This is a genomic window from Aeromonas sp. 95A, from assembly GCF_051919235.1.
In the GTDB taxonomy this organism is placed as follows: domain Bacteria; phylum Pseudomonadota; class Gammaproteobacteria; order Enterobacterales; family Aeromonadaceae; genus Aeromonas; species Aeromonas veronii.
In genome coordinates this window covers 3,480,455-3,498,574 of sequence record NZ_JBQBFC010000001.1, presented here as the reverse complement: position 1 = coordinate 3,498,574, position 18,120 = coordinate 3,480,455, and the positions used below count along the sequence as shown (strand labels likewise).

Annotated in this window: 17 protein-coding genes; 12 read left to right on the top strand and 5 right to left on the bottom strand. The window is 60.7% G+C overall.

Annotated features, from left to right (window positions below; all coding sequences use genetic code 11):
• Positions 1-54 precede the first annotated feature (54 nt).
• The gene (tolC, locus tag ACTG2U_RS15930) at positions 55-1,374 is read left to right on the top strand and encodes an outer membrane channel protein TolC (RefSeq protein ID WP_139443424.1); all 1,320 of its coding nucleotides are present in this window, start codon (positions 55-57) and stop codon (positions 1,372-1,374) included.
• Positions 1,375-1,490: 116 nt separating this feature from the next.
• On the opposite strand, the gene hldE is transcribed toward tolC, so the two are convergent.
• The gene (gene hldE / locus ACTG2U_RS15925; RefSeq protein ID WP_005335903.1) at positions 1,491-2,918 is read right to left on the bottom strand and encodes a bifunctional D-glycero-beta-D-manno-heptose-7-phosphate kinase/D-glycero-beta-D-manno-heptose 1-phosphate adenylyltransferase HldE; all 1,428 of its coding nucleotides are present in this window, start codon (positions 2,916-2,918) and stop codon (positions 1,491-1,493) included.
• Positions 2,919-3,122: 204 nt separating this feature from the next.
• Here hldE and lpxL point away from each other — a divergent pair, with 204 nt between their 5' ends.
• From lpxL to ACTG2U_RS15890, 7 genes are all read left to right on the top strand, one after another.
• The gene (gene lpxL, locus ACTG2U_RS15920; protein ID WP_005343098.1) at positions 3,123-4,046 is read left to right on the top strand and encodes an LpxL/LpxP family Kdo(2)-lipid IV(A) lauroyl/palmitoleoyl acyltransferase; all 924 of its coding nucleotides are present in this window, start codon (positions 3,123-3,125) and stop codon (positions 4,044-4,046) included.
• Between the two features lie 626 nt (positions 4,047-4,672).
• Positions 4,673-6,595 carry a PTS mannitol transporter subunit IICBA gene (locus tag ACTG2U_RS15915; RefSeq protein ID WP_439974741.1) on the top strand — a complete coding sequence of 641 codons (1,923 nt, stop codon included), beginning with the start codon at positions 4,673-4,675 and terminating at the stop codon, positions 6,593-6,595.
• Positions 6,596-6,632: 37 nt separating this feature from the next.
• Positions 6,633-7,778: a mannitol-1-phosphate 5-dehydrogenase gene (locus ACTG2U_RS15910; protein WP_047436917.1), complete on the top strand. Its 1,146-nt coding sequence runs from the start codon at positions 6,633-6,635 to the stop codon at positions 7,776-7,778.
• A gap of 133 nt (positions 7,779-7,911) precedes the next feature.
• Positions 7,912-8,433 carry an MltR family transcriptional regulator gene (locus ACTG2U_RS15905; RefSeq protein WP_047436914.1) on the top strand — a complete coding sequence of 174 codons (522 nt, stop codon included), beginning with the start codon at positions 7,912-7,914 and terminating at the stop codon, positions 8,431-8,433.
• Positions 8,434-8,623: 190 nt separating this feature from the next.
• Positions 8,624-10,411 carry a cation:proton antiporter gene (locus ACTG2U_RS15900; protein WP_439974740.1) on the top strand — a complete coding sequence of 596 codons (1,788 nt, stop codon included), beginning with the start codon at positions 8,624-8,626 and terminating at the stop codon, positions 10,409-10,411.
• On the top strand, positions 10,408-10,980 hold the full coding sequence (locus tag ACTG2U_RS15895) for a DNA-J related domain-containing protein (RefSeq protein WP_236381966.1): 573 nt from the start codon (positions 10,408-10,410) through the stop codon (positions 10,978-10,980). The genes ACTG2U_RS15900 and ACTG2U_RS15895 overlap by 4 nt, the downstream gene beginning before the upstream one ends.
• Positions 10,981-11,058: 78 nt before the next feature.
• Positions 11,059-11,307 (top strand): hypothetical protein, encoded by a 249-nt coding sequence (locus ACTG2U_RS15890; protein ID WP_103251429.1) that lies wholly within the window; start codon positions 11,059-11,061, stop codon positions 11,305-11,307.
• 60 nt (positions 11,308-11,367) lie between these two features.
• Here ACTG2U_RS15890 and ACTG2U_RS15885 read toward each other — a convergent pair whose 3' ends face one another.
• Together ACTG2U_RS15885 and zntB are read right to left on the bottom strand one after the other, a co-directional pair.
• Positions 11,368-11,880, bottom strand: a complete 513-nt coding sequence (locus ACTG2U_RS15885) for a mechanosensitive ion channel domain-containing protein (protein WP_005354921.1) — start codon at positions 11,878-11,880, stop codon at positions 11,368-11,370.
• 13 nt (positions 11,881-11,893) lie between these two features.
• Positions 11,894-12,859 (bottom strand): zinc transporter ZntB, encoded by a 966-nt coding sequence (gene zntB, locus ACTG2U_RS15880; RefSeq protein ID WP_021231682.1) that lies wholly within the window; start codon positions 12,857-12,859, stop codon positions 11,894-11,896.
• A gap of 140 nt (positions 12,860-12,999) precedes the next feature.
• Here zntB and ACTG2U_RS15875 point away from each other — a divergent pair, with 140 nt between their 5' ends.
• Positions 13,000-13,449 carry a YaiI/YqxD family protein gene (locus tag ACTG2U_RS15875; RefSeq protein WP_005335916.1) on the top strand — a complete coding sequence of 150 codons (450 nt, stop codon included), beginning with the start codon at positions 13,000-13,002 and terminating at the stop codon, positions 13,447-13,449.
• Positions 13,450-13,574: 125 nt separating this feature from the next.
• The gene (locus tag ACTG2U_RS15870) at positions 13,575-14,075 is read left to right on the top strand and encodes a metal-dependent hydrolase (RefSeq protein WP_041234360.1); all 501 of its coding nucleotides are present in this window, start codon (positions 13,575-13,577) and stop codon (positions 14,073-14,075) included.
• A gap of 64 nt (positions 14,076-14,139) precedes the next feature.
• Here ACTG2U_RS15870 and ACTG2U_RS15865 read toward each other — a convergent pair whose 3' ends face one another.
• Entirely contained in the window at positions 14,140-15,345 is a 1,206-nt protein-coding gene (locus ACTG2U_RS15865; RefSeq protein WP_005363118.1) for a NupC/NupG family nucleoside CNT transporter, read from the bottom strand.
• 542 nt (positions 15,346-15,887) lie between these two features.
• Here ACTG2U_RS15865 and dbpA point away from each other — a divergent pair.
• Together dbpA and ACTG2U_RS15855 are read left to right on the top strand one after the other, a co-directional pair.
• Entirely contained in the window at positions 15,888-17,267 is a 1,380-nt protein-coding gene (gene dbpA, locus ACTG2U_RS15860) for an ATP-dependent RNA helicase DbpA (protein ID WP_042053613.1), read from the top strand.
• An 89-nt stretch (positions 17,268-17,356) separates the two neighbouring features.
• The gene (locus ACTG2U_RS15855) at positions 17,357-17,647 is read left to right on the top strand and encodes a YkgJ family cysteine cluster protein (protein ID WP_439974739.1); all 291 of its coding nucleotides are present in this window, start codon (positions 17,357-17,359) and stop codon (positions 17,645-17,647) included.
• Between the two features lie 27 nt (positions 17,648-17,674).
• Here the strand turns inward: ACTG2U_RS15855 and ACTG2U_RS15850 are convergent, their stop codons facing one another.
• Positions 17,675-18,082 carry a hypothetical protein gene (locus ACTG2U_RS15850; RefSeq protein ID WP_069554668.1) on the bottom strand — a complete coding sequence of 136 codons (408 nt, stop codon included), beginning with the start codon at positions 18,080-18,082 and terminating at the stop codon, positions 17,675-17,677.
• Positions 18,083-18,120: the final 38 nt, after the last annotated feature.

Here is an 18,120-nt window from a genome sequence, read left to right as displayed (position 1 = left end):
ATATTTGCCTCTCCAGCAACCAGTTTGGGTTACTACATAAGGTTAAAACGATCTATGAAAAGAACACTTTTGTCAGTCATGGTGTTGCTGGGCGTCAGTGCCGGTGCCCATGCCGAAAACCTGCTCGACATCTACCAGCAAGCCCAGATCAAAGACCCGCAGTTGCTGCAGTCCAAAGCCGTTCGCGACCAGGCCTTCGAGAAGATCAACGAATCCCGTGCTCCTCTGCTGCCCCAGATCGATCTGGGTGCCGGGCTCAATTATCTGCAAAACAAGAACGATACCCAGAGTAATACCAAAGCCAAGGGTGAAGTGACGCTGTCGCAATCCCTCTATCGTCGCAGTAACTGGGTCAATCTGGATATCAGCGAGAAGCAGGCTACCCAGTCAGATGTTGCCTACAACCTCGAAATCCAGAACCTGATGGTGCGCACCGCCAAAGCCTACTTTGATGTGCTCAAGGCGATGGATACCCTGGAGTTCGTTCGTGCCAACAAGGTTGCGGTAGAGCGTCAGCTGGAGCAAACCCAGCAGCGTTTCGAAGTGGGCCTGACCGCCATCACCGACGTCCATGAAGCCGAAGCCTCCCGCGACCAGGCGCTGGCTGACGAGATCAATGCCGAAAACTCGCTGGACAACAGCTACGAGACCCTGCGCGAGCTGACCGGTATCGATCATCGCAATCTGGACGTGCTGAACACAGATCGTTTCAGCCCACAGAAGACCGCCTTCGGCTCCGACAAGTGGCTGGAGCTGGCGCTGGACAAGAACCTGCAACTGCACAGTGCCCGCATCAGCAAGGACATTGCCAAGGAGCAGATCGATCTGGCCAAGACCGGCCATGAGCCGACGCTGGATCTGGATGCCGGACTGCAAACCAGCAATACCGATTACAAGCTGGATAGCATGCCGGGCGGCAATGACAATCAGGCCAATATCGGTCTGACCTTCAAGCTGCCCATCTACAGCGGTGGCGCCACCAGCTCCAAGGTGAAACAGGCTCAATACAACTACGTAGCGGCCAGTGAACTGCTTGAGAAGAACTTCCGTTCGGTGCAGAGCACAGTGCGCTCCTCCTACAACAACGTGAACGCCAGCATCGGCTCGGTGCGCGCCTACAGCCAGTCTGTGGTCTCCGCCGACAGCGCCCTGAAGGCGACCGAAGCCGGTTACGAAGTGGGTACCCGTACTATCGTCGACGTGCTGGACTCCACCCGCAAGCTGTACGAGGCCAAGCAGAAACTCTCCGAAGCCCGTTACAACTACATCCTCAATATCCTGAGCCTGAAACAGGCTGCCGGTATTCTGGAAGCGCAGGATCTGGTGGAAGTAAACCAGGGCCTGATGCCTGCCACGGCAAAAGCCAAAGGCTGATAGCCGCTATCGAACATGAAAAAGGCGACCGCAAGGTCGCCTTTTTGTTATCCGTATTTCTGCCTGCTTGCTACGGCCGATAATGAGCCCCGCCAGATTGCGGAGCCAGCAGAACGTTAGCCGCGCTCACGGATCGTCTTGATGATGTCGGTGGTGGAGCAGCCATCCTCGAAGTTGAGAACGCGCACCTCGCCACCATTGGCGGTCACCTCGGCGTAACCGGCGATATCTTCCGGCTTGTAGTCACCGCCCTTGACCAGCAGATCCGGCAGGATCTCGGCGATCAGGCGCTGCGGGGTATCTTCACCAAATGGCACAACCCAATCCACCGCGCCCAGCGCAGCCAGCACCGCCATGCGGCGCTCGGTCGGGTTGACCGGACGACCCGGCCCTTTCAGACGGCGAACCGACTCGTCGGTATTGACCGCCACGATCAGGCGATCCCCCAGCTTGCCGGCGTTGGCCAGATAGGAGACGTGGCCGGCGTGCAGGATGTCGAAGCAACCGTTGGTCATCACCACCTTCTCGCCACGCAGACGGGCGGCACGAACCGCCACTTTCAGCTGGGCTTCGGACATGACGCCAAAGCCTGTCTCCTGCTCGGTGTAGAGGGCGTTGGCCAGCTCGACCGGGCTGACGGTAGAGGTACCCAGCTTGCCGACCACAATACCGGCAGCGGTATTGGCCAGCGCACAGGCTTCGTCCAGGCTCTTGCCTGCCGCCAGCGAGGTGGCCAGGGTGGAGATGACGGTATCACCGGCACCGGTCACATCGTAAACCTCGTGAGCCTGAGCCGGCAGGTGCAGCTCTGGCTGACCTTCGCGGATCAGGGTCATGCCGTTCTCGGAACGGGTGACCAGCAGAGCATCCAGCTCGAAGCGCTTGACCAGATCCAGCCCCTTGGCGACCAGCTCCTCTTCGCTCTTCACCTTGCCTACCACGGCCTCGAACTCGGACATGTTGGGGGTCAGCAGGGTGGCACCGCGATACTTCTCGAAGTCGGTCCCCTTGGGATCGACCAGCACCGGAATACCGGCGGCACGGGCGCGCTGGATCATGCCGGGCACGTCGTTGAGAGCCCCCTTGCCATAGTCGGAAAGGATCATCACGTCGCTATTCGGCAGCGCCTGCTCGACCTTGCTCATCAGCAGGGTGGCATCGACGGAGTGGAAGGGCTCTTCAAAGTCCAGACGCAGCAGTTGCTGGTTGCGGGACAGCACCCGCAGCTTGGTGATAGTCGGGAAGTCGGCCAGACGAACGAAATCACAGGCGACCTTGACGCCGGCCATCTGACCGGCCAGCGCATCGGCCGCTTCATCCTGACCGGTCAGGCCAAGCAGCACAGCGTGAGCGCCAAGGGCGGCGGAGTTGAGGGCCACGTTGGCCGCACCACCCGGGCGCTCCTCAATGTGTTCAACCTTGACCACGGGCACCGGCGCCTCGGGGGAGATCCGACCGGTAGGGCCATGCCAGTAACGGTCCAACATGACATCGCCAACGACCAGAACGCGGGCTTTTTCAAAATCGGGCAGGGTGATCTTCATCTGTATCGACTCTCAAAACCTGAAAAATCAGCGGGCGATTTTATCACACTCTTTTATCCGGTGTAGAAAAAGCCGACCGCAGTTGCCGCCGCTGTCACGCTAACCGGACGCAGGCTACCCCTCTGACCAGCACACAGCCATTCGCCCCCGCCCCCCCTTTTCGGCTAGAATCCCCCGATTGTGTTTGCGAACAAGAGATTAGCCATGGCCCATGACAACGCTCCCCGCCTGGAGCCCCGCCTGTTTCATCCCCGTTACTGGGCCAGCTGGTTCGGCCTCGGCCTGCTCTGGCTGCTGACCCTGCTGCCGTGGCGTAGCCAGATGTGGCTGGGCCGTCAGCTCGGTCGTCTCGCCGCCAAGATATTGAAGTCCCGAGTAAAGATTGCCCGTCGCAATCTGGAGCTGGCGATGCCCGAGCTGACCCGGGATGAGCGGGAGAAACTGCTTAAGGCAAACTTCGAGAGCGTGGGCTGCGCCGTGTTCGAGGTGGGGATCGCCTGGTTCTGGCCAGACTGGCGGATGCGCAACCTGATGAAGGTGGAAGGGGAAGAGCACGTCATCGCCGCCATGGAAAAAGGTCAGGGCATGCTGCTGCTCTCCTGCCACTTCCTGACGCTGGAACTCAACGCCCGCTGTTTCGGGCTGGTACGGCCAGGGGTCGGGGTCTATCGCCCCAACACCAACCCGGTGCTGGAGTATGCCCAGTACCACGGGCGCTGTGCCTCCAACAAATATCTGGTGGACCGGATGGATGTGAAGGGGATGATCAAGGCGCTGCGCAACGGCGACGCCCTCTGGTACGCGCCGGATCACGACTACGGCTCCCACGCCAGCGTGTTCGTGCCCTACTTCGCGGTGGAGCAGGCCGCCACCATCACCGGCACAGCCACCCTGGCGCGGGTGAAGAACACCGTCACTCTGCCCTGCTACAACATCCGCACCAGCGAGGGTTACACCCTGCATATCGGGGCGCCGCTCGCCGACTACCCCAGCGGTGACGACATGGTCGATGCCGCCCGCGCCAACCGCGAGATTGAAGCCGCCGTGCGCAAGGCACCAGAGCAGTACATGTGGCTCCATCGCCGCTTCAAGACCCGCCCCTCCCCCGAAGATGCCGGATTCTACTAAGCCACAGCCCCGACAGGGCTCAGATCGCAAAAACCGACAAACCGCCTGCTGGCGGTTTGTTTATATCTGCTATCAGCCCTGCGCGGCAAGCAAGCGCCCCGAACATCTGCCGCTCGATAACATCCTGCATGTTGGCGCCCATTCCCACCAGCCAGCAGCAAAAGAGACCTCATCGCCGACCGTAAAAACTGAAAGCGGGTTACAAATTTATTGATTCATTGATAAGCAATGGAGTGTTTCGATAGATCCATCGTCAATACCCGCTGATGAGTAATTGAGTGATTTGTCCCATTCGAATACAAAAAATGAATTTGTGATGCAAATCACCTTTGCATGAAGGAGCGGCAAAGCTGAATTGGTGATCTAAACCACAAAAAATGGTCATTCAAAACAGAAAAGATCGAAATGTAGCCGAATTACAGCATAGGAATGTGATGTGGGTCACTGGTTATGGAGGGGGTATCGCTGGGTATCTGAGAGCTGGATCACAAGACACCCCGTTTTCAGCCTAATTTGATCGCAAGCTGGTAGATTGAAGTTGCTTAGACGACCGGGATGGCGGTTCGGCAAAACCGGCCATCCCGACTACCACTTTTAATCAAACAGGCTTAAAACGGGGTCCCGACATGTTATCACCGGATACCAAAGTCAAGATACAGAATTTTGGACGCTTCCTGTCCAATATGGTCATGCCCAACATAGGCGCCTTTATCGCCTGGGGCTTTATTACCGCCCTCTTCATCCCCACCGGCTGGCTGCCCAATGAAACCTTGGCCAAGCTGGTCGGCCCCATGATCACCTACCTGCTGCCGCTGCTGATTGGCTACACCGGCGGTAAACTGATGGGCGGTGAGCGCGGCGGCGTGGTCGGTGCCATCACCACCATGGGTGTCATCGTGGGGACCGACATCCCCATGTTCATGGGCGCCATGATGGTCGGCCCGCTCGGTGGCTGGGCCATCAAGCGCTTCGACAAGGCGATGGACGGTCGCGTCAAGAGCGGCTTCGAGATGCTGGTCAACAACTTCTCCGCCGGGCTTATCGGCATGCTGCTGGCGATCCTCGCCTTCTTCGTGATTGGCCCCTTCGTCAAGGTGCTCTCCGGCCTGCTGGCCGGTGGCGTCGGCTTCCTGGTGGAAAACCACATGCTGCCGCTCACCTCCATCTTCGTCGAACCGGCCAAGATCCTGTTCCTCAACAACGCCATCAACCACGGCATCTTCTCGCCGCTGGGGATCCAGCAAGCCACCGAGCACGGCAGCTCTATCTTCTTCCTGATTGAAGCGAACCCGGGCCCGGGCATGGGCGTGCTGCTGGCCTACATGGTGTTCGGTCGTGGTGCGGCCAAGCAGTCTGCGGCTGGCGCCTCCATCATTCACTTCTTCGGCGGCATCCACGAGATCTACTTCCCGTATGTGCTGATGAACCCGCGCCTCATTCTGGCGGTGATCGCCGGTGGCATGACCGGGGTCTTCACCCTGACCCTGTTCAACGCCGGTCTGGTCTCCCCCGCCTCACCGGGCTCCATCTTCGCCGTGCTGCTGATGACGCCGAAAGCGTCCCTGATCGGGGTCGCCCTCTCCATCATCAGCGCTACTCTGGTCTCTTTCCTGGTCGCCGCCGTGTTCGTTCGCGCCCAGCAGCCGGAAGCGGACGAGGCCGATGCCCTCGGTGAAGCCACTCGCAAGATGAAAGCCATGAAGGGCGGCAAGCCCGAAACCGCAGCGGCCAAGAAGCCGGGCGGCGAACTGATGGCGGTACGCAATATTGTGGTCGCCTGCGATGCGGGCATGGGTTCCAGCGCCATGGGCGCCGGCATGCTGCGCAAGCGGGTACAGGCCGCCGGGCTCGATATCAGCGTCACCAACCGCGCCATCGATCAGCTCGACGATCAGGTGGACTGGGTCATTACCCACAAGGATTTGACCGAACGGGCCCGTCGCCATGCGCCACATGCCCACCATATCTCGCTCACCAACTTCCTCGACAACGGCCTCTATCAGGAGCTGGTACAGCGTCTGACTCAAGCCGCCAACGATGATGTCGCCAACCCGCAGCTGCTGGTGGCGGCCAACGACGACAGCTATGAGCCGCAAGCGGCTGAAGTCTTTACCCTGAGCCGTCATGACGTGCATCTGGGACTGAAAGCGGACAACAAGGAGGCCGCCATCCTGACCGCTGGCCGACTGCTGGCCGAGCGCGGCTACGTGGCCCCCGACTACGTCAACGCCATGCTGGAGCGGGAACAACTGGTCTCCACCTACCTCGGCGAATCCATTGCCGTGCCGCACGGCACCATCGCCGCCAAGGAGTTTGTGAAGCGTACCGGCATCGTCATCTGCCAGTACCCGGCCGGGGTCGCCTTTGGCGAGGCTGCCGATGAGGTAGCACGGCTGGTGATCGGTATCGCCGCCCGCAACGACGAACACATGCAGGTGATAACCCGCCTGACCAATGCACTGGATGAACCCGGTCTCATCGACCGGCTGGCCAGCACCACGGATCCCCAGGCCTTCCTGGATCTGCTGGGTGCCGAACAGGCTGCGTAATCATCTTTCATCGTCTTTGGTTCAAGAGGTTAATATCATGAAAACATTGCATTTTGGTGCTGGTAACATCGGTCGCGGCTTTATCGGCAAAGTGCTGGCGGATGCCAGCCATCAGGTCACCTTCGCCGACGTCAACGACACGCTTATCGATCAGCTCAACCACCGTCAGGAGTACAAGGTCCATGTAGTAGGGGCGGATCAGAAGCTGGATGTGGTGCGCAACGTGGCGGCGGTGAGCTCCGCCGGTCACGAGGTGATCGCCCGCATCATCACCGCCGATCTGGTCACCACCGCGGTCGGCCCCAACATTCTGGACAAGATTGCCAGCACCCTGGCCAAGGGGCTGCAGGCCCGCTTCGATGCCGGCAACCTGACTCCGCTCAACGTCATCGCCTGCGAAAACATGGTGCGCGGCACAAGCCACCTCAAGCGGGAGGTACTCAAGTACCTGCCGGTCGCGTATCATGCCACGCTCGAATCCTGTATCGGCTTCGTCGACTCGGCGGTGGATCGCATCGTGCCGCCCGCCGCGGCTGCCAACGATGATCCGCTGGAAGTGACGGTCGAGAGCTTCAGCGAGTGGATCGTCGACCAGACCCAGTTCAAGGGAGAGCTGCCACAGGTGGCGGGCATGGAGCCCACCGACAATCTGATGGCCTTCGTCGAGCGCAAGCTGTTCACCCTCAACACCGGCCACATCGTCACCGCCTATCTCGGCAAGTTGCGGGGCTACCGCACAGTGCGCGAGGCGATCGAAGATCCGGTGATCCGCAGCAAGGTGCGCCGCGCCATGGAGGAGAGCGGTGCCGTGCTGGTGAAACGCTACGGCTTCGACCCGCGTCTGCACGCCGCCTACATCGAGAAGATCCTGGCCCGCTTCGCCAACCCCTATCTGGTGGACGAGATTGACCGGGTCGGTCGTCAGCCGCTGCGCAAGCTGGCGGCGGGGGATCGACTGGTGAAGCCGCTGCTGGGCACCCTGGAGTACGGCCTGCCGAGCGATCAGTTGCAGGAGGGGATCGCCGCTGCGCTCCACTATCGCAATGCCGATGACCCGCAGGCGGTGGAGCTGCAAGCCCTGCTGGCGGAGCTGGGCCCGGCCAAAGCGCTGGCCCGCGTCACCGGACTGGATGAAGAGAGCGAGGTGGTTCGCGCCATCGTCGCCCGTTACGAAACCCTGTAATGACCCTGCTTGCGGCGCATTCAGCCACCACTGATAGCGCGCCAAGCGCTTGAATGGCAAGGGAATGTGCCCCATATGATAAAAACCGGGAGAGAGGCTGACTCTCTCCCTGTCAGCTGGACCCAATGCACCTATGACCACACACCAGGAAGATGAAGTACTGGAACGACTGAACGAGCAGGATGGCCCCCGCGGCTTCTTTCTCGAAGCCGTGACCATCCTGGAAGAGGCGGTCGACTCCCTGATGCGACGCGCGTTTCGTCAGGAGGAGTATGCCGTCAAATACGCCATCGAACCCCTGCTCAACCAGAGCGGCCCCCTCGGCCAGCTGGAGGTGCGCCTCAAGCTCATCTTCGCCCTCGGCCTCATCTCCCTCGAGCGCTATCAGGATATCGAAGCCTATATCAAGATCCGCGACTTTCTGGTGCGCGACCCCAAGGATTACCGCTTCAGCGACAAGCCGATCCGCGATCTGCTCGACCGCCTGCACGGGGTCAATCAGGGCGGCATGATGAAGCTGGAGCCCCCCGCCAGCGAAGAGGATTGGGCCTTCTACCAGATGCAGCTCAACCGGCTCGATCAGATGGTGCGCTCCGCACTGGTACTGACGCTGGCCGACTGTGTCGGCGAGCTCCACAAGGAGAGCCCCATCTAATCCGGCCCCAAGGCCACCCCATCACCACGGTTGGCGTCTGGCTGGCGCCCTTCACACCACCGCCAGCCACCATGACGCCGACTGTCGCACATATCCCCATCCCGGCCATGATGCACGCTCCTTTGGGTGTCAATCTGACCAACTTAGCCACTACACTAGCTCCATACTCACTGCCTGAATCGAGGTCTGCATGATTGCCCTCTCTCTGGCCGGGATCGCCCTGGTCTCCGTACTGGCCCAATGGCTCGCCTGGTCGCTGCGGGTGCCCGCCATCCTGTTTCTGCTGCTCACCGGCCTGACTCTGGGCCCGGTCAGCGGCCTGCTCGACCCCGATGCCCTGCTCGGGGATCTGCTGTTTCCGCTGGTCTCCCTGTCGGTAGCCATCATCCTGTTCGAGGGGGCGTTGACCCTTCATCTGGCCGAGCTCAAGGGGATCGGCAAGGTGGTGCGCAATCTCTGCTCCACCGGCATGCTGGTCAGCTTCGCCGTCATCGGCAGCGCCGGTTACTTCCTGCTGGGGCTGGACTGGCGGGTCGCCACCATGCTCGGCGCTGTGCTGGTGGTAACGGGCCCGACGGTGATCGCCCCCATGCTCAACGTGATCCGCCCCACCCGGGAGGTGGACCGCATCCTGCGCTGGGAGGGGATCGTCATCGACCCTATCGGCGCCCTGTTTGCGGTGCTGGTGTTCGAGGCGGTGCGCCTCGGCAGTCAGGGGGATCTCATCAGCCATACCCTGCTGGCGCTGGGCAAGACAGTGCTGGTCGGTTCCCTGATCGGGGTGTCGGCAGGCTGGCTCACCACCCTGCTCATTCGCAAGGACTGGCTGCCGGTCAGCCTGCACAAGTTCGGCGTGCTGGCGCTGGTGCTGGTCACCTTCAGCCTTTCCAACTGGCTCAGCCACGAGTCCGGCCTGCTGGCGGTGACCGTGTTCGGCATCTGGCTCGCCAATCAGGAGGGGCTGGATCTGGAAGAGGTGCTGGCGTTCAAGGAAGATCTCGCGGTCATCCTTATCTCCAGCCTGTTTATCCTGCTGGCGGCCCGCCTCGATCTGGCACAGCTCTGGCAACTCGGCCCCATGGTGCTGGCGCTGCTGTGCGTGGTGCAATTCGTGGCGCGTCCGCTCTGTATTCTGGTCTCGACCTGGGGCTCGGATCTCTCCTGGCGGGCTCGCGCCCTGCTGAGCTGGATCGCCCCGCGTGGCATAGTCGCGGCGGCAGTCAGTGCCTCGTTTGCCATCAGCCTGCATCAGGCCGAGATCCCCGATGCCGACAAGCTGGTGCCGCTGGTATTTGCGGTGATCATCTCCACCGTGGTGTTGCAGAGCCTCACCTCGGCGCCGCTGGCCAGCCTGCTCAAGATGCGCCAGAGCGCCCCCAACACCTGGCTCATCATAGGGGCCAACTCGGTGGCGCGGGCCATAGGCCGGGCGATGGCGGATCAGGGTGTGCCGGTGCAACTCTGCGATCCCGCCTGGGAGTTCTGCAAACAGGCGCGGATGAGCAACCTCCCCTGCTACTTCGGCAACCCCCAGTCGGAACATGCCGAGCTGCACCTGCCGCTCACCAGCATCAGTACCGTGCTGGCACTTTCCCCCAACCGTCACAACAACGCGCTCGGGGTGCTGCACTTCGCCCACCTCTACGGCGAGGAGCAGGTCTACTCCCTGCGATCCAGCGAGCAGCACGGCAAGGCCAACCGGGAGAGCGCCACCTTCCGCGCTCGCCAGAACCTGTTCGGCCCCGACATCAACTATGCCAGGCTGAGCGGCCTGCTGAGCCGGGGGGGCCAGATCAAGGCGACCCGCCTGAGCGAGGCGTTCGACTGGGCCCAGTATCAGGCCGCCAATCCCGGCGCCATCCCGCTGTTTATCATGGATGGCAAGGGCAAGCCCCAGATCGTTACCGGCCCCGTCACTCCGCAGGCGGGTGAGCTGCTGATCGCCCTGCAGCCGCCCAGAGAGCAGGGCGCCGAATGAACGAAGCCAACCATAATCCGCTGATCGCCCCTCTGCTGGTGCTATTGCAACAGGCGGCGGGCAGCTACAAGGTGCATGAACTGATGGCTGCTCTGCGCCAGCAGGGGGCAATTCCGGTACTGGCCGACGATGAGCAGCTGCAGCTGTTTCGGGTCAACTTCCTGATCATGAACGCCCTCTACCAGTTGCAGGCCGAGCTCTGGCAAGAAGGATGGTGGCTGGTGATCAGCACCCTGGATATCCGGCTCGAACCGCTGGCCGGGAATCAGGAGGCCAACCACGGCTTTGCTGTTGGCGAAAATCTGCGTAGCTACTATCTCGACTGGCAGGTGTTCTGGCAGACCGATCGTGCCGAAGTTGAGGCCCTGCTCAACCACTTCTGGCGCGCTTATGACGGGGAGGGACACAAAGCCGAGGCGCTGGCCCTGTTCGAGCTGAATGAGGGGGCGAGTCAGGAGGCGATCCGCCGCCGCTGGCGGGAGCTGGCACTGCAGCACCATCCGGATCGGGGTGGCAATGCCGAGACCTTTGTCCGCATCCGCTGGGCATGGGAGGTCCTGCGGGGATGATCCCGTTGCCGCACCACTGTTGCCGCACATAAAGGGCAGGCATAGACTGGAGCTGGATATTCCCCACAGGAGAGCATCATGACAGTCAGTGAACTTCGTAAGCTCTATCAGCAACAGATCCTGCAAGAGGCCGAAATACTCCACGACGTGGCCATTCCCGGCTGGCTCATCGAATTCAGAGGCAAGGATGGCGCCCTCTACGAGCTGACCGACACCCTCGGCTGCCCGGTCAGTTTCGGTAACGTCGAGCAGGCCCGCGAACATCTGCATCAGGTGGCCGACTGCCCGGTTCAGGTGGAGCACCTCTACCGCTTCTTTGAACGCTAGCTCCATCCACCGCACAGTAAAAAGGCTCCCGAGGGAGCCTTTTGTTATTCCGGTTGCTTTCTATTCCGGTTGCAGCGGTTCCGCCACCTTGCCCTCCAGCTTTCTGACCGGCTTTTGCAGGATCAGGTTGGCCGGATAGGTAACCAGATCGCCGTTGTCATCACGCACCCGCACATAGAAGAGGCCGATCTCGGTGATGACGCCGGTGACCGAATCATCCTTGTCGAGAATGCGGATCCGGTCGCCAATCTTGTAGGGGAAGGCAAAGAAGATGGTGATGCTGGCGGTGATGTTGGAGAGGATCGACCACTGGGCGACCATGGCGACCCCCAATACCGCAAAGAAGGAGGAGGCGAGCACCACCAGTCGGGAGAAGTCGAGCCCCCACACCCCGGCCAGCACCAGCAGGGTGGCGCAGCCGAGCAGGAAGTGGAACACATGGGCCACGTAGAGCACCCGGTTCTCGCTCACCTGCCTGCTCTGACCGAGCGCCAGCAGGCTCTTGTGAATAAGCCGCCGGATCAGGGTATGACCCAGCAACAGCAGCAGGGTCAGGCCAATTGATTGCCACATGGGTTATGCCTCCTTACCACCAGCGCCGATGTTTGAGCCAGATAGCCAGCCCGCTTGCCAGCGCCACCAGCGAACCACAGAAGACCCAGAAGGCGGTCGGATTCTCGGCCCCGGGGATACCGCCGAGGTTGATGCCAAACAGGCCGGTCAGGAAGCTGGCAGGTAAAAAGAGCAGCGCCATCACCGACATCTGGTAGGCGCGGCGGTTGGTCGCCTCCGCCATCAGATTGTTGATCTCGTCTGCCAGCACGGCGGTGCGTGCCACCCCGGCATCGAGGTCATCGAGCCAGCGCCGCAGCCGATCGGCGATATCGAGCAGACGACGGCGGTCATCCTCATCCAGCCAGCTGATCTTCTCGTTGGCCAGCCGCGCCACCAGATCCCGCTGGGGGGAGAGGTAACGACGGATCATGATGAGCTGCTTGCGGATCAGCGCCAAGCGGCCATTGGCGGGCATGTCGCGCATCAGCACCATCTCCTCCAGATCGAGGATCTTGTCGTGCAGCTCCTCGACAAACTCCCCCGCCCGGTCGGTCAGGGCATCGCAGATCTCCACCAGCCAGTCGGCCGGGGTATCGGCGCCGCCCCCCAGCTTGAGCTGGTTGAAGACATCCTGTTCGGAGAGCAGCGGACGACGACGGCTGCTGATGATGAGATCCGGGGTGATGAAGATGCGCAGCGCCACCATCTCTTCGGGCCTGTGATCCTTGTTGTGGTTGATGCCGCGCAGGATCAGCAGCACCGTCTCCCCCATCCGCACCAGCTTGGGACGATTGCTCTGGCCGAGCAGCGACTCCCTGGCCGCCTCGCTGAGCAAGGGGGTCTGCAACAGCCAGCGCGCCGAATCGGGATTGCCGTAATCCAGATGCAGCCAGCCGGGATGCGCTGCCGGGACTTCGCTTCCCGCCATCAGCGGCGCCATGCCACCCTTGCCATCCAGGGTCAGGGCATAAATCACTTCACCGGGCACCCGATCCATCTCGTCTCCTTCTCGTTTCATGTGCTGGCCCCAGCTTACACCAAAGGCGGGGCCGACTCAGCCCCGCGCCGGGAAGGGGAGGCCTGTGTTAACATGACCGCTCTCGTTTTCCATCCGCTTTCACTACAGGAAACCATGCCATGCCCATCTGGGTTGATGCCGATGCCTGCCCCATTCCGGTCAAGGAGATCCTCTACCGCGCCGCCCACCGCGCCCAGGTCGTCACCACCCTGGTGGCCAATCAGGGATTGCGGGTGCCCCCCTCGCCCTTCATCAAAACCCAGCAGGTGGAGAAGGGATTCGATGTGGCAGATCATGTCATCGCCCAGCAGGTTCAACCCGGCGATCTGGTGATCACCGGCGACATCCCCCTCGCCTCCTGGGTGATCGATGCCGGTGGCGAGGCGCTCAATCCCCGCGGCGAGATCTACACCCGCGAGACCATCAAGGCGCGGCTCGGCATGCGCAACTTTATGGAAGAGCTGCGCTCGGCTGGCGTGCAGACCGGCGGCCCGGCCCCCTTCAATGCCGCCGACAAACAGCGCTTCGCCAACGCCCTCGACAAGTGGCTGGTCAAAGGCAAGCTGTAAAGAGACCCTAAAGGCGTCCAACATGGGCGCTTTTTCGCCGTAACATCCTGATTTTTAAAATAAGAGCTGACCACAACCGTCAGGCTGGTAAGATGCGCCGCCATCTTGTCCACGCCGTAATCATCATGACCGCCCAAGGGCACCTGCTCTTCTCCGTAACCTGCACCCTGATCGCCCACAAACTGCAGCTCACTCCAGCGCTGGCCGATGCCAGCCTGTGGCAGACCATCCCTGCCGCGCTGGCCAGCGCCCTGTTGCCCGACCTCGACCACCCCAAATCGGTGCTGGGGCAGCGCCTGCCGTGGATCTCGAAACCTCTGTCGCGGCTGTTCGGCCATCGCGGCTTCACCCACAGTCTGCTGGCGGTCGCTGCCGCTGTCTGGGGGCTGAACCAGAGCCTGCCGCCGGACACCCTGCCCATGGGGGTCAAGGATGCGCTTATCGTCGGCTACCTCAGCCATCTGCTGGGGGACTGGCTCACCCCGGCGGGCATTCCGCTCTTCTGGCCCATCAAGCGCCGTTACCGCCTGCCGGGCTGGCCGCTGCGCAGTGGCGGCGCCATCGAAACCGGCTTTTGCACCCTCACCCTGCTGGTTGCCGGCTGGTGGTGCGGCTGGCGGCTGTAAGCCAGAAATAAAAAAGCCCCTGACGAGGTCAGGGGCCCAAGCAGTGGTGCGAACCACTAGAGGATCAGATCATGATGCCTGCGATAACGGCAGAGAGCAGGCTGACCAGGGTAGAACCGTAGACCAGCTTCAGGCCGAAGCGGGAAACCATGTTGCCCTTCTCTTCGTTCAGCGCTTTTACCGCACCGGCGATGATGCCGATGGAGCTGAAGTTGGCAAAAGAGACCATGAAGATGGAGAGAATGCCGACGGTGCGCGGAGAGAGCTCGGCAGCCACCTTGCCCAGATCCATCATCGCCACGAACTCGTTGGTCACCAGCTTGGTCGCCATGATGGAGCCCGCTTGCAGCGCTTCACCACTAGGGATACCCAGGATCCAGGCGATCGGGTAGAAGAGGTAGCCCATGACGAACTGGAAGTTCACGCCAAATGCCATCTCGAACAGGTAGTTGATCAGGGCAATCAGGGCGATAAAGCCCACCAGCATGGCACCCACGATCACGGCAACGGTGAAACCGGCCATGATGTACTCGCCCAGCATCTCGAAGAAGTTCTCTTTCTTCGGGGTGTGGTGCTCGTCACCTTCGGCAATGGCCTTGATGTCGGTTACGGAGTTATCCGGCTCGTAGGGGTTGATCAGAGAGAGCACGACGAAGGTACTGAACATGTTGAGCACCAGCGCAGCAACCACGTAGCGCGGCTCGATCAGCTGCATGTAGGCACCGACGATGGACATGGAGACGGTAGACATGGCCGTCGCAGCCAAGGTGTACATCTGCTTCTCGTTCAGGTGCGGCAGGATGTTCTTGAGGGCGATGAAGTTCTCGGACTGGCCGACGATCATCGAGCTGATGGCGTTGAAAGACTCCAGCTTGCCCATGCCATTGATCTTGGCCAGCACGGTACCGATACCGCGGATCACCAGCGGCAGCAGGCGGATGTACTGCAGAATACCGATCAGCACGGAGATGAAGACGATGGGCATCAGCACCATCAGGAAGAAGGAGAAGGCCCCTTCGTTGACCAGACCACCGAACACGAAGTCGGTACCCTGTTTAGCAAACTCCATCAACTTGGTGAAGCCGGCGGCAAAGCCCCCCACCACCGCCAGACCCACTTCCGAGTTCAGCATGAACCAGGCCAGCGCCAGTTCGACCACCAGCAGCTGGCCGATATAACGCAGTTTGATCTGTTTCCAGTTGTGGCGGTTAGCCAGCAGAGAGAGAGCGAGGACCATCACCAGTCCGAGCACAAAGTGAACGTATTCCATACCTGTAGCACCTGAGTAAATTGTAATTTTTGACCGGCGCCATCATAGACATTTGCACATTTAAAAATCAGATAGCCATCACAATCCCGCGCAATATTATGGAGGCAGGATAATACAAACGTTTTTAAATTAATTGTGCAATGAACTGATATTAATCGCGCAACATGAAAATATAAATTCTTTTAAAAACATAGCATTGAGTAAGGTCTGCGCCGTTTTCATGTTCTTTGAAAATATTTCATCAGCATTTTCGCAACATTCCCTGTGGCGCAGTAACTGTTCGTGGAATATTTCCCAGTCATTATATTAAAATACCGAAAATAGAAAACGTTTATCCGCGATAAATAATTAGATGTGTGTTTGAAAAATAGTCCTTATTACATTGTCAGTGATTGCCCGCGATCGGTTTGGCAACAAATGAACCTTTCATGGCCCCTCGTGACCAGCCGTTCAAAAATCCGCCACATCCGGTGCCACATTCTGGTATGATGCGCGGCCTTAGCGCTCGCGCATCCCCGTTTTCTCCGAAATAGAGTCCTTTTGTGAACAACAGCGAATTTAGCAGCCTCAATCTCTCCCCCGCCCTGCAAGAGAACCTCACCAGCCTGGGTTACCTGCAGATGACCCCGATCCAGGCCCAGAGCCTGCCCCTGGTGCTCGATGGCAAAGACCTGATCGCCAAGGCAAAAACCGGCAGCGGCAAGACCGCCGCCTTCGGCCTCGGCCTGCTGGCCAAGCTCAACGTCAACCGCCTCGAAGTGCAGGCGCTGGTGCTCTGCCCAACCCGCGAACTGGCGGATCAGGTGGCCACCGAGATCCGTCGTCTGGCGCGCGCCCTGCCCAACGTCAAGCTGGTGACCCTGTGCGGCGGCACCCCGACCGCACCTCAGTCCGCCACTCTGAGCTTTGGTGCCCACATCGCCGTCGGTACCCCGGGTCGCATTCTCAAGCATCTGGAGCAGGGTACGCTGGAGCTCTCCGGCCTCAAGACGCTGGTGCTGGATGAAGCGGATCGCATGCTGGACATGGGCTTTGGCGAAGATATCAACCGGGTCATCAGCTATGCCCCCCAGCAGCGTCAGACCCTGCTCTTCTCCGCCACCTATCCGGAAGGGATCGCCCAGATGAGCCGCGGCGTGCAGCGCAATCCGGTCGAGGTGAGCGTGGAGTCCCTGCACGAGGGGAGCGCCATCGAACAGAAGCTCTACGAAGTGCCTGCCGGCCAGCGCCTCGACGCCCTCACCTGGTTGCTGAGCCACTACCAGCCAAGCTCCTGCGTGGTGTTCTGCAACACCAAGCGCGCCTGTAACGACGTGGCCGACCATCTGGCCGCCAAGGGCTTCTCGGCGCTGGCGCTGAATGGCGATCTGGAACAGCGCGAGCGGGATCAGGTGCTGGTGCGCTTTGCCAACGGCAGCGCCACCATTCTGGTGGCCACCGACGTGGCGGCCCGTGGTCTCGACATCAAGGAGCTGGGCGCCGTCATCAACTACGAGCTGACCTATGATCCGGAAGTGCACGTGCACCGCATCGGTCGTACCGGTCGTGCCGGCCAGCAGGGTCTGGCCCTGAGCCTCTATCAGCCGAACGAGGCCCAGCGCGTCAACTTTATCGAAGAGTACCAGCAGGCTCCGATGCCGCTGGGTGATCTCGACAGCATCGGCCGCGACATCAAGCCGATCGCCCCGCAGATGGTGACCCTCTCCATCGATGCAGGCCGCAAGACCAAGGTGCGGGCCGGTGACATTCTGGGCGCCCTGACCGGAGAAGGCGGCATTGCTGGTGCCGATGTGGGCAAGATCCAGATCTCCGAGCAGTACTCCTACGTCGCCGTGAAGCGCAGCGTGGCGAGCGCCGCCCTCAAGCGGTTGCAGGAAGGCAAGATCAAGGGTCGCAGCTACCGCGCCCGCAAACTGGGCTAAGGTTCTTTGCAAGCCGTTAGCCAGACCACAGGCGCCTGACAGGCGCCTGTTTCATATCTCCGATGCCGCCATGCGGCAAGACAGGCACCATGACCCAAGCAATCCAAACCGATGTAAGCTGCCAGAACTGCGAAGCCTGCTGCTGCCGCCTCGAAGTGATGCTCTTTACCGATACCGGCGTGCCGGACCGTTATGTACTGGAACGGGATGGCGAGATACCGGTCATGCGCCGGCTGGACGATGGCTGGTGTGCGGCGCTCGACCGCAACACCATGATGTGCCGTATCTACGAGGTGCGACCGCTGATCTGTCGTGAATTCGAAATTGGTGAACCCGACTGTGTTGACGAGCGGGACAAGTGGTTTATCAAGCTGGAGTAAAACCCGTCCACGCGGTGAGCGGAGTGGTCAAGCGCTCGCAGGTTCACAGGGAGCGATGTTGAGCTGCTCCCCCAGCCACTGGATGGCCGCTGCCTCCTGCTCGAAGTAACGTACCGCCCGAAAGGGTAATCCCTTGAAGATGTTATCTGCCAGATAGCGCTTGAAGCCCCCCACGAAGACCACCGCCAGAAACTGACAGCCACTCTCGGCACACCAGCCAAACTGGCGACGAAAACGGGCCAGCACCTCGGGCCCGGCCGCTTCAAACTCGGTCGCGACCTCGACAATCCCCCAGGGGCCATCCATCAATCCGGCTAGTTCGTGACGAAAACGCGCCTCATAGGCCATGGCACCTGCCAGATTGAAGGGGCCACTCGGGCGGCAGATCAGCATCTGGCCCCTGCGTTCCATGTCGAATTGCCCGTGTGGCTGCATGACTGCTCCCATTCCGTTACCACCACCATCGCCTGCAA

Excerpts from the sequence above, each read along its gene's own strand:
- tolC (WP_139443424.1), top strand. The coding sequence starts at position 55 with ATGAAAAGAACACTTTTGTCAGTCATGGTGTTGCTGGGCGTCAGTGCC.
- hldE (WP_005335903.1), bottom strand. The coding sequence starts at position 2,918 with ATGAAGATCACCCTGCCCGATTTTGAAAAAGCCCGCGTTCTGGTCGTT.
- lpxL (WP_005343098.1), top strand. The coding sequence starts at position 3,123 with ATGGCCCATGACAACGCTCCCCGCCTGGAGCCCCGCCTGTTTCATCCC.
- ACTG2U_RS15915 (WP_439974741.1), top strand. The coding sequence starts at position 4,673 with ATGTTATCACCGGATACCAAAGTCAAGATACAGAATTTTGGACGCTTC.
- ACTG2U_RS15910 (WP_047436917.1), top strand. The coding sequence starts at position 6,633 with ATGAAAACATTGCATTTTGGTGCTGGTAACATCGGTCGCGGCTTTATC.
- ACTG2U_RS15905 (WP_047436914.1), top strand. The coding sequence starts at position 7,912 with ATGACCACACACCAGGAAGATGAAGTACTGGAACGACTGAACGAGCAG.
- ACTG2U_RS15900 (WP_439974740.1), top strand. The coding sequence starts at position 8,624 with ATGATTGCCCTCTCTCTGGCCGGGATCGCCCTGGTCTCCGTACTGGCC.
- ACTG2U_RS15895 (WP_236381966.1), top strand. The coding sequence starts at position 10,408 with ATGAACGAAGCCAACCATAATCCGCTGATCGCCCCTCTGCTGGTGCTA.
- ACTG2U_RS15890 (WP_103251429.1), top strand. The coding sequence starts at position 11,059 with ATGACAGTCAGTGAACTTCGTAAGCTCTATCAGCAACAGATCCTGCAA.
- ACTG2U_RS15885 (WP_005354921.1), bottom strand. The coding sequence starts at position 11,880 with ATGTGGCAATCAATTGGCCTGACCCTGCTGCTGTTGCTGGGTCATACC.
- zntB (WP_021231682.1), bottom strand. The coding sequence starts at position 12,859 with ATGGATCGGGTGCCCGGTGAAGTGATTTATGCCCTGACCCTGGATGGC.
- ACTG2U_RS15875 (WP_005335916.1), top strand. The coding sequence starts at position 13,000 with ATGCCCATCTGGGTTGATGCCGATGCCTGCCCCATTCCGGTCAAGGAG.
- ACTG2U_RS15870 (WP_041234360.1), top strand. The coding sequence starts at position 13,575 with ATGACCGCCCAAGGGCACCTGCTCTTCTCCGTAACCTGCACCCTGATC.
- ACTG2U_RS15865 (WP_005363118.1), bottom strand. The coding sequence starts at position 15,345 with ATGGAATACGTTCACTTTGTGCTCGGACTGGTGATGGTCCTCGCTCTC.
- ACTG2U_RS15855 (WP_439974739.1), top strand. The coding sequence starts at position 17,357 with ATGACCCAAGCAATCCAAACCGATGTAAGCTGCCAGAACTGCGAAGCC.
- ACTG2U_RS15850 (WP_069554668.1), bottom strand. The coding sequence starts at position 18,082 with ATGCAGCCACACGGGCAATTCGACATGGAACGCAGGGGCCAGATGCTG.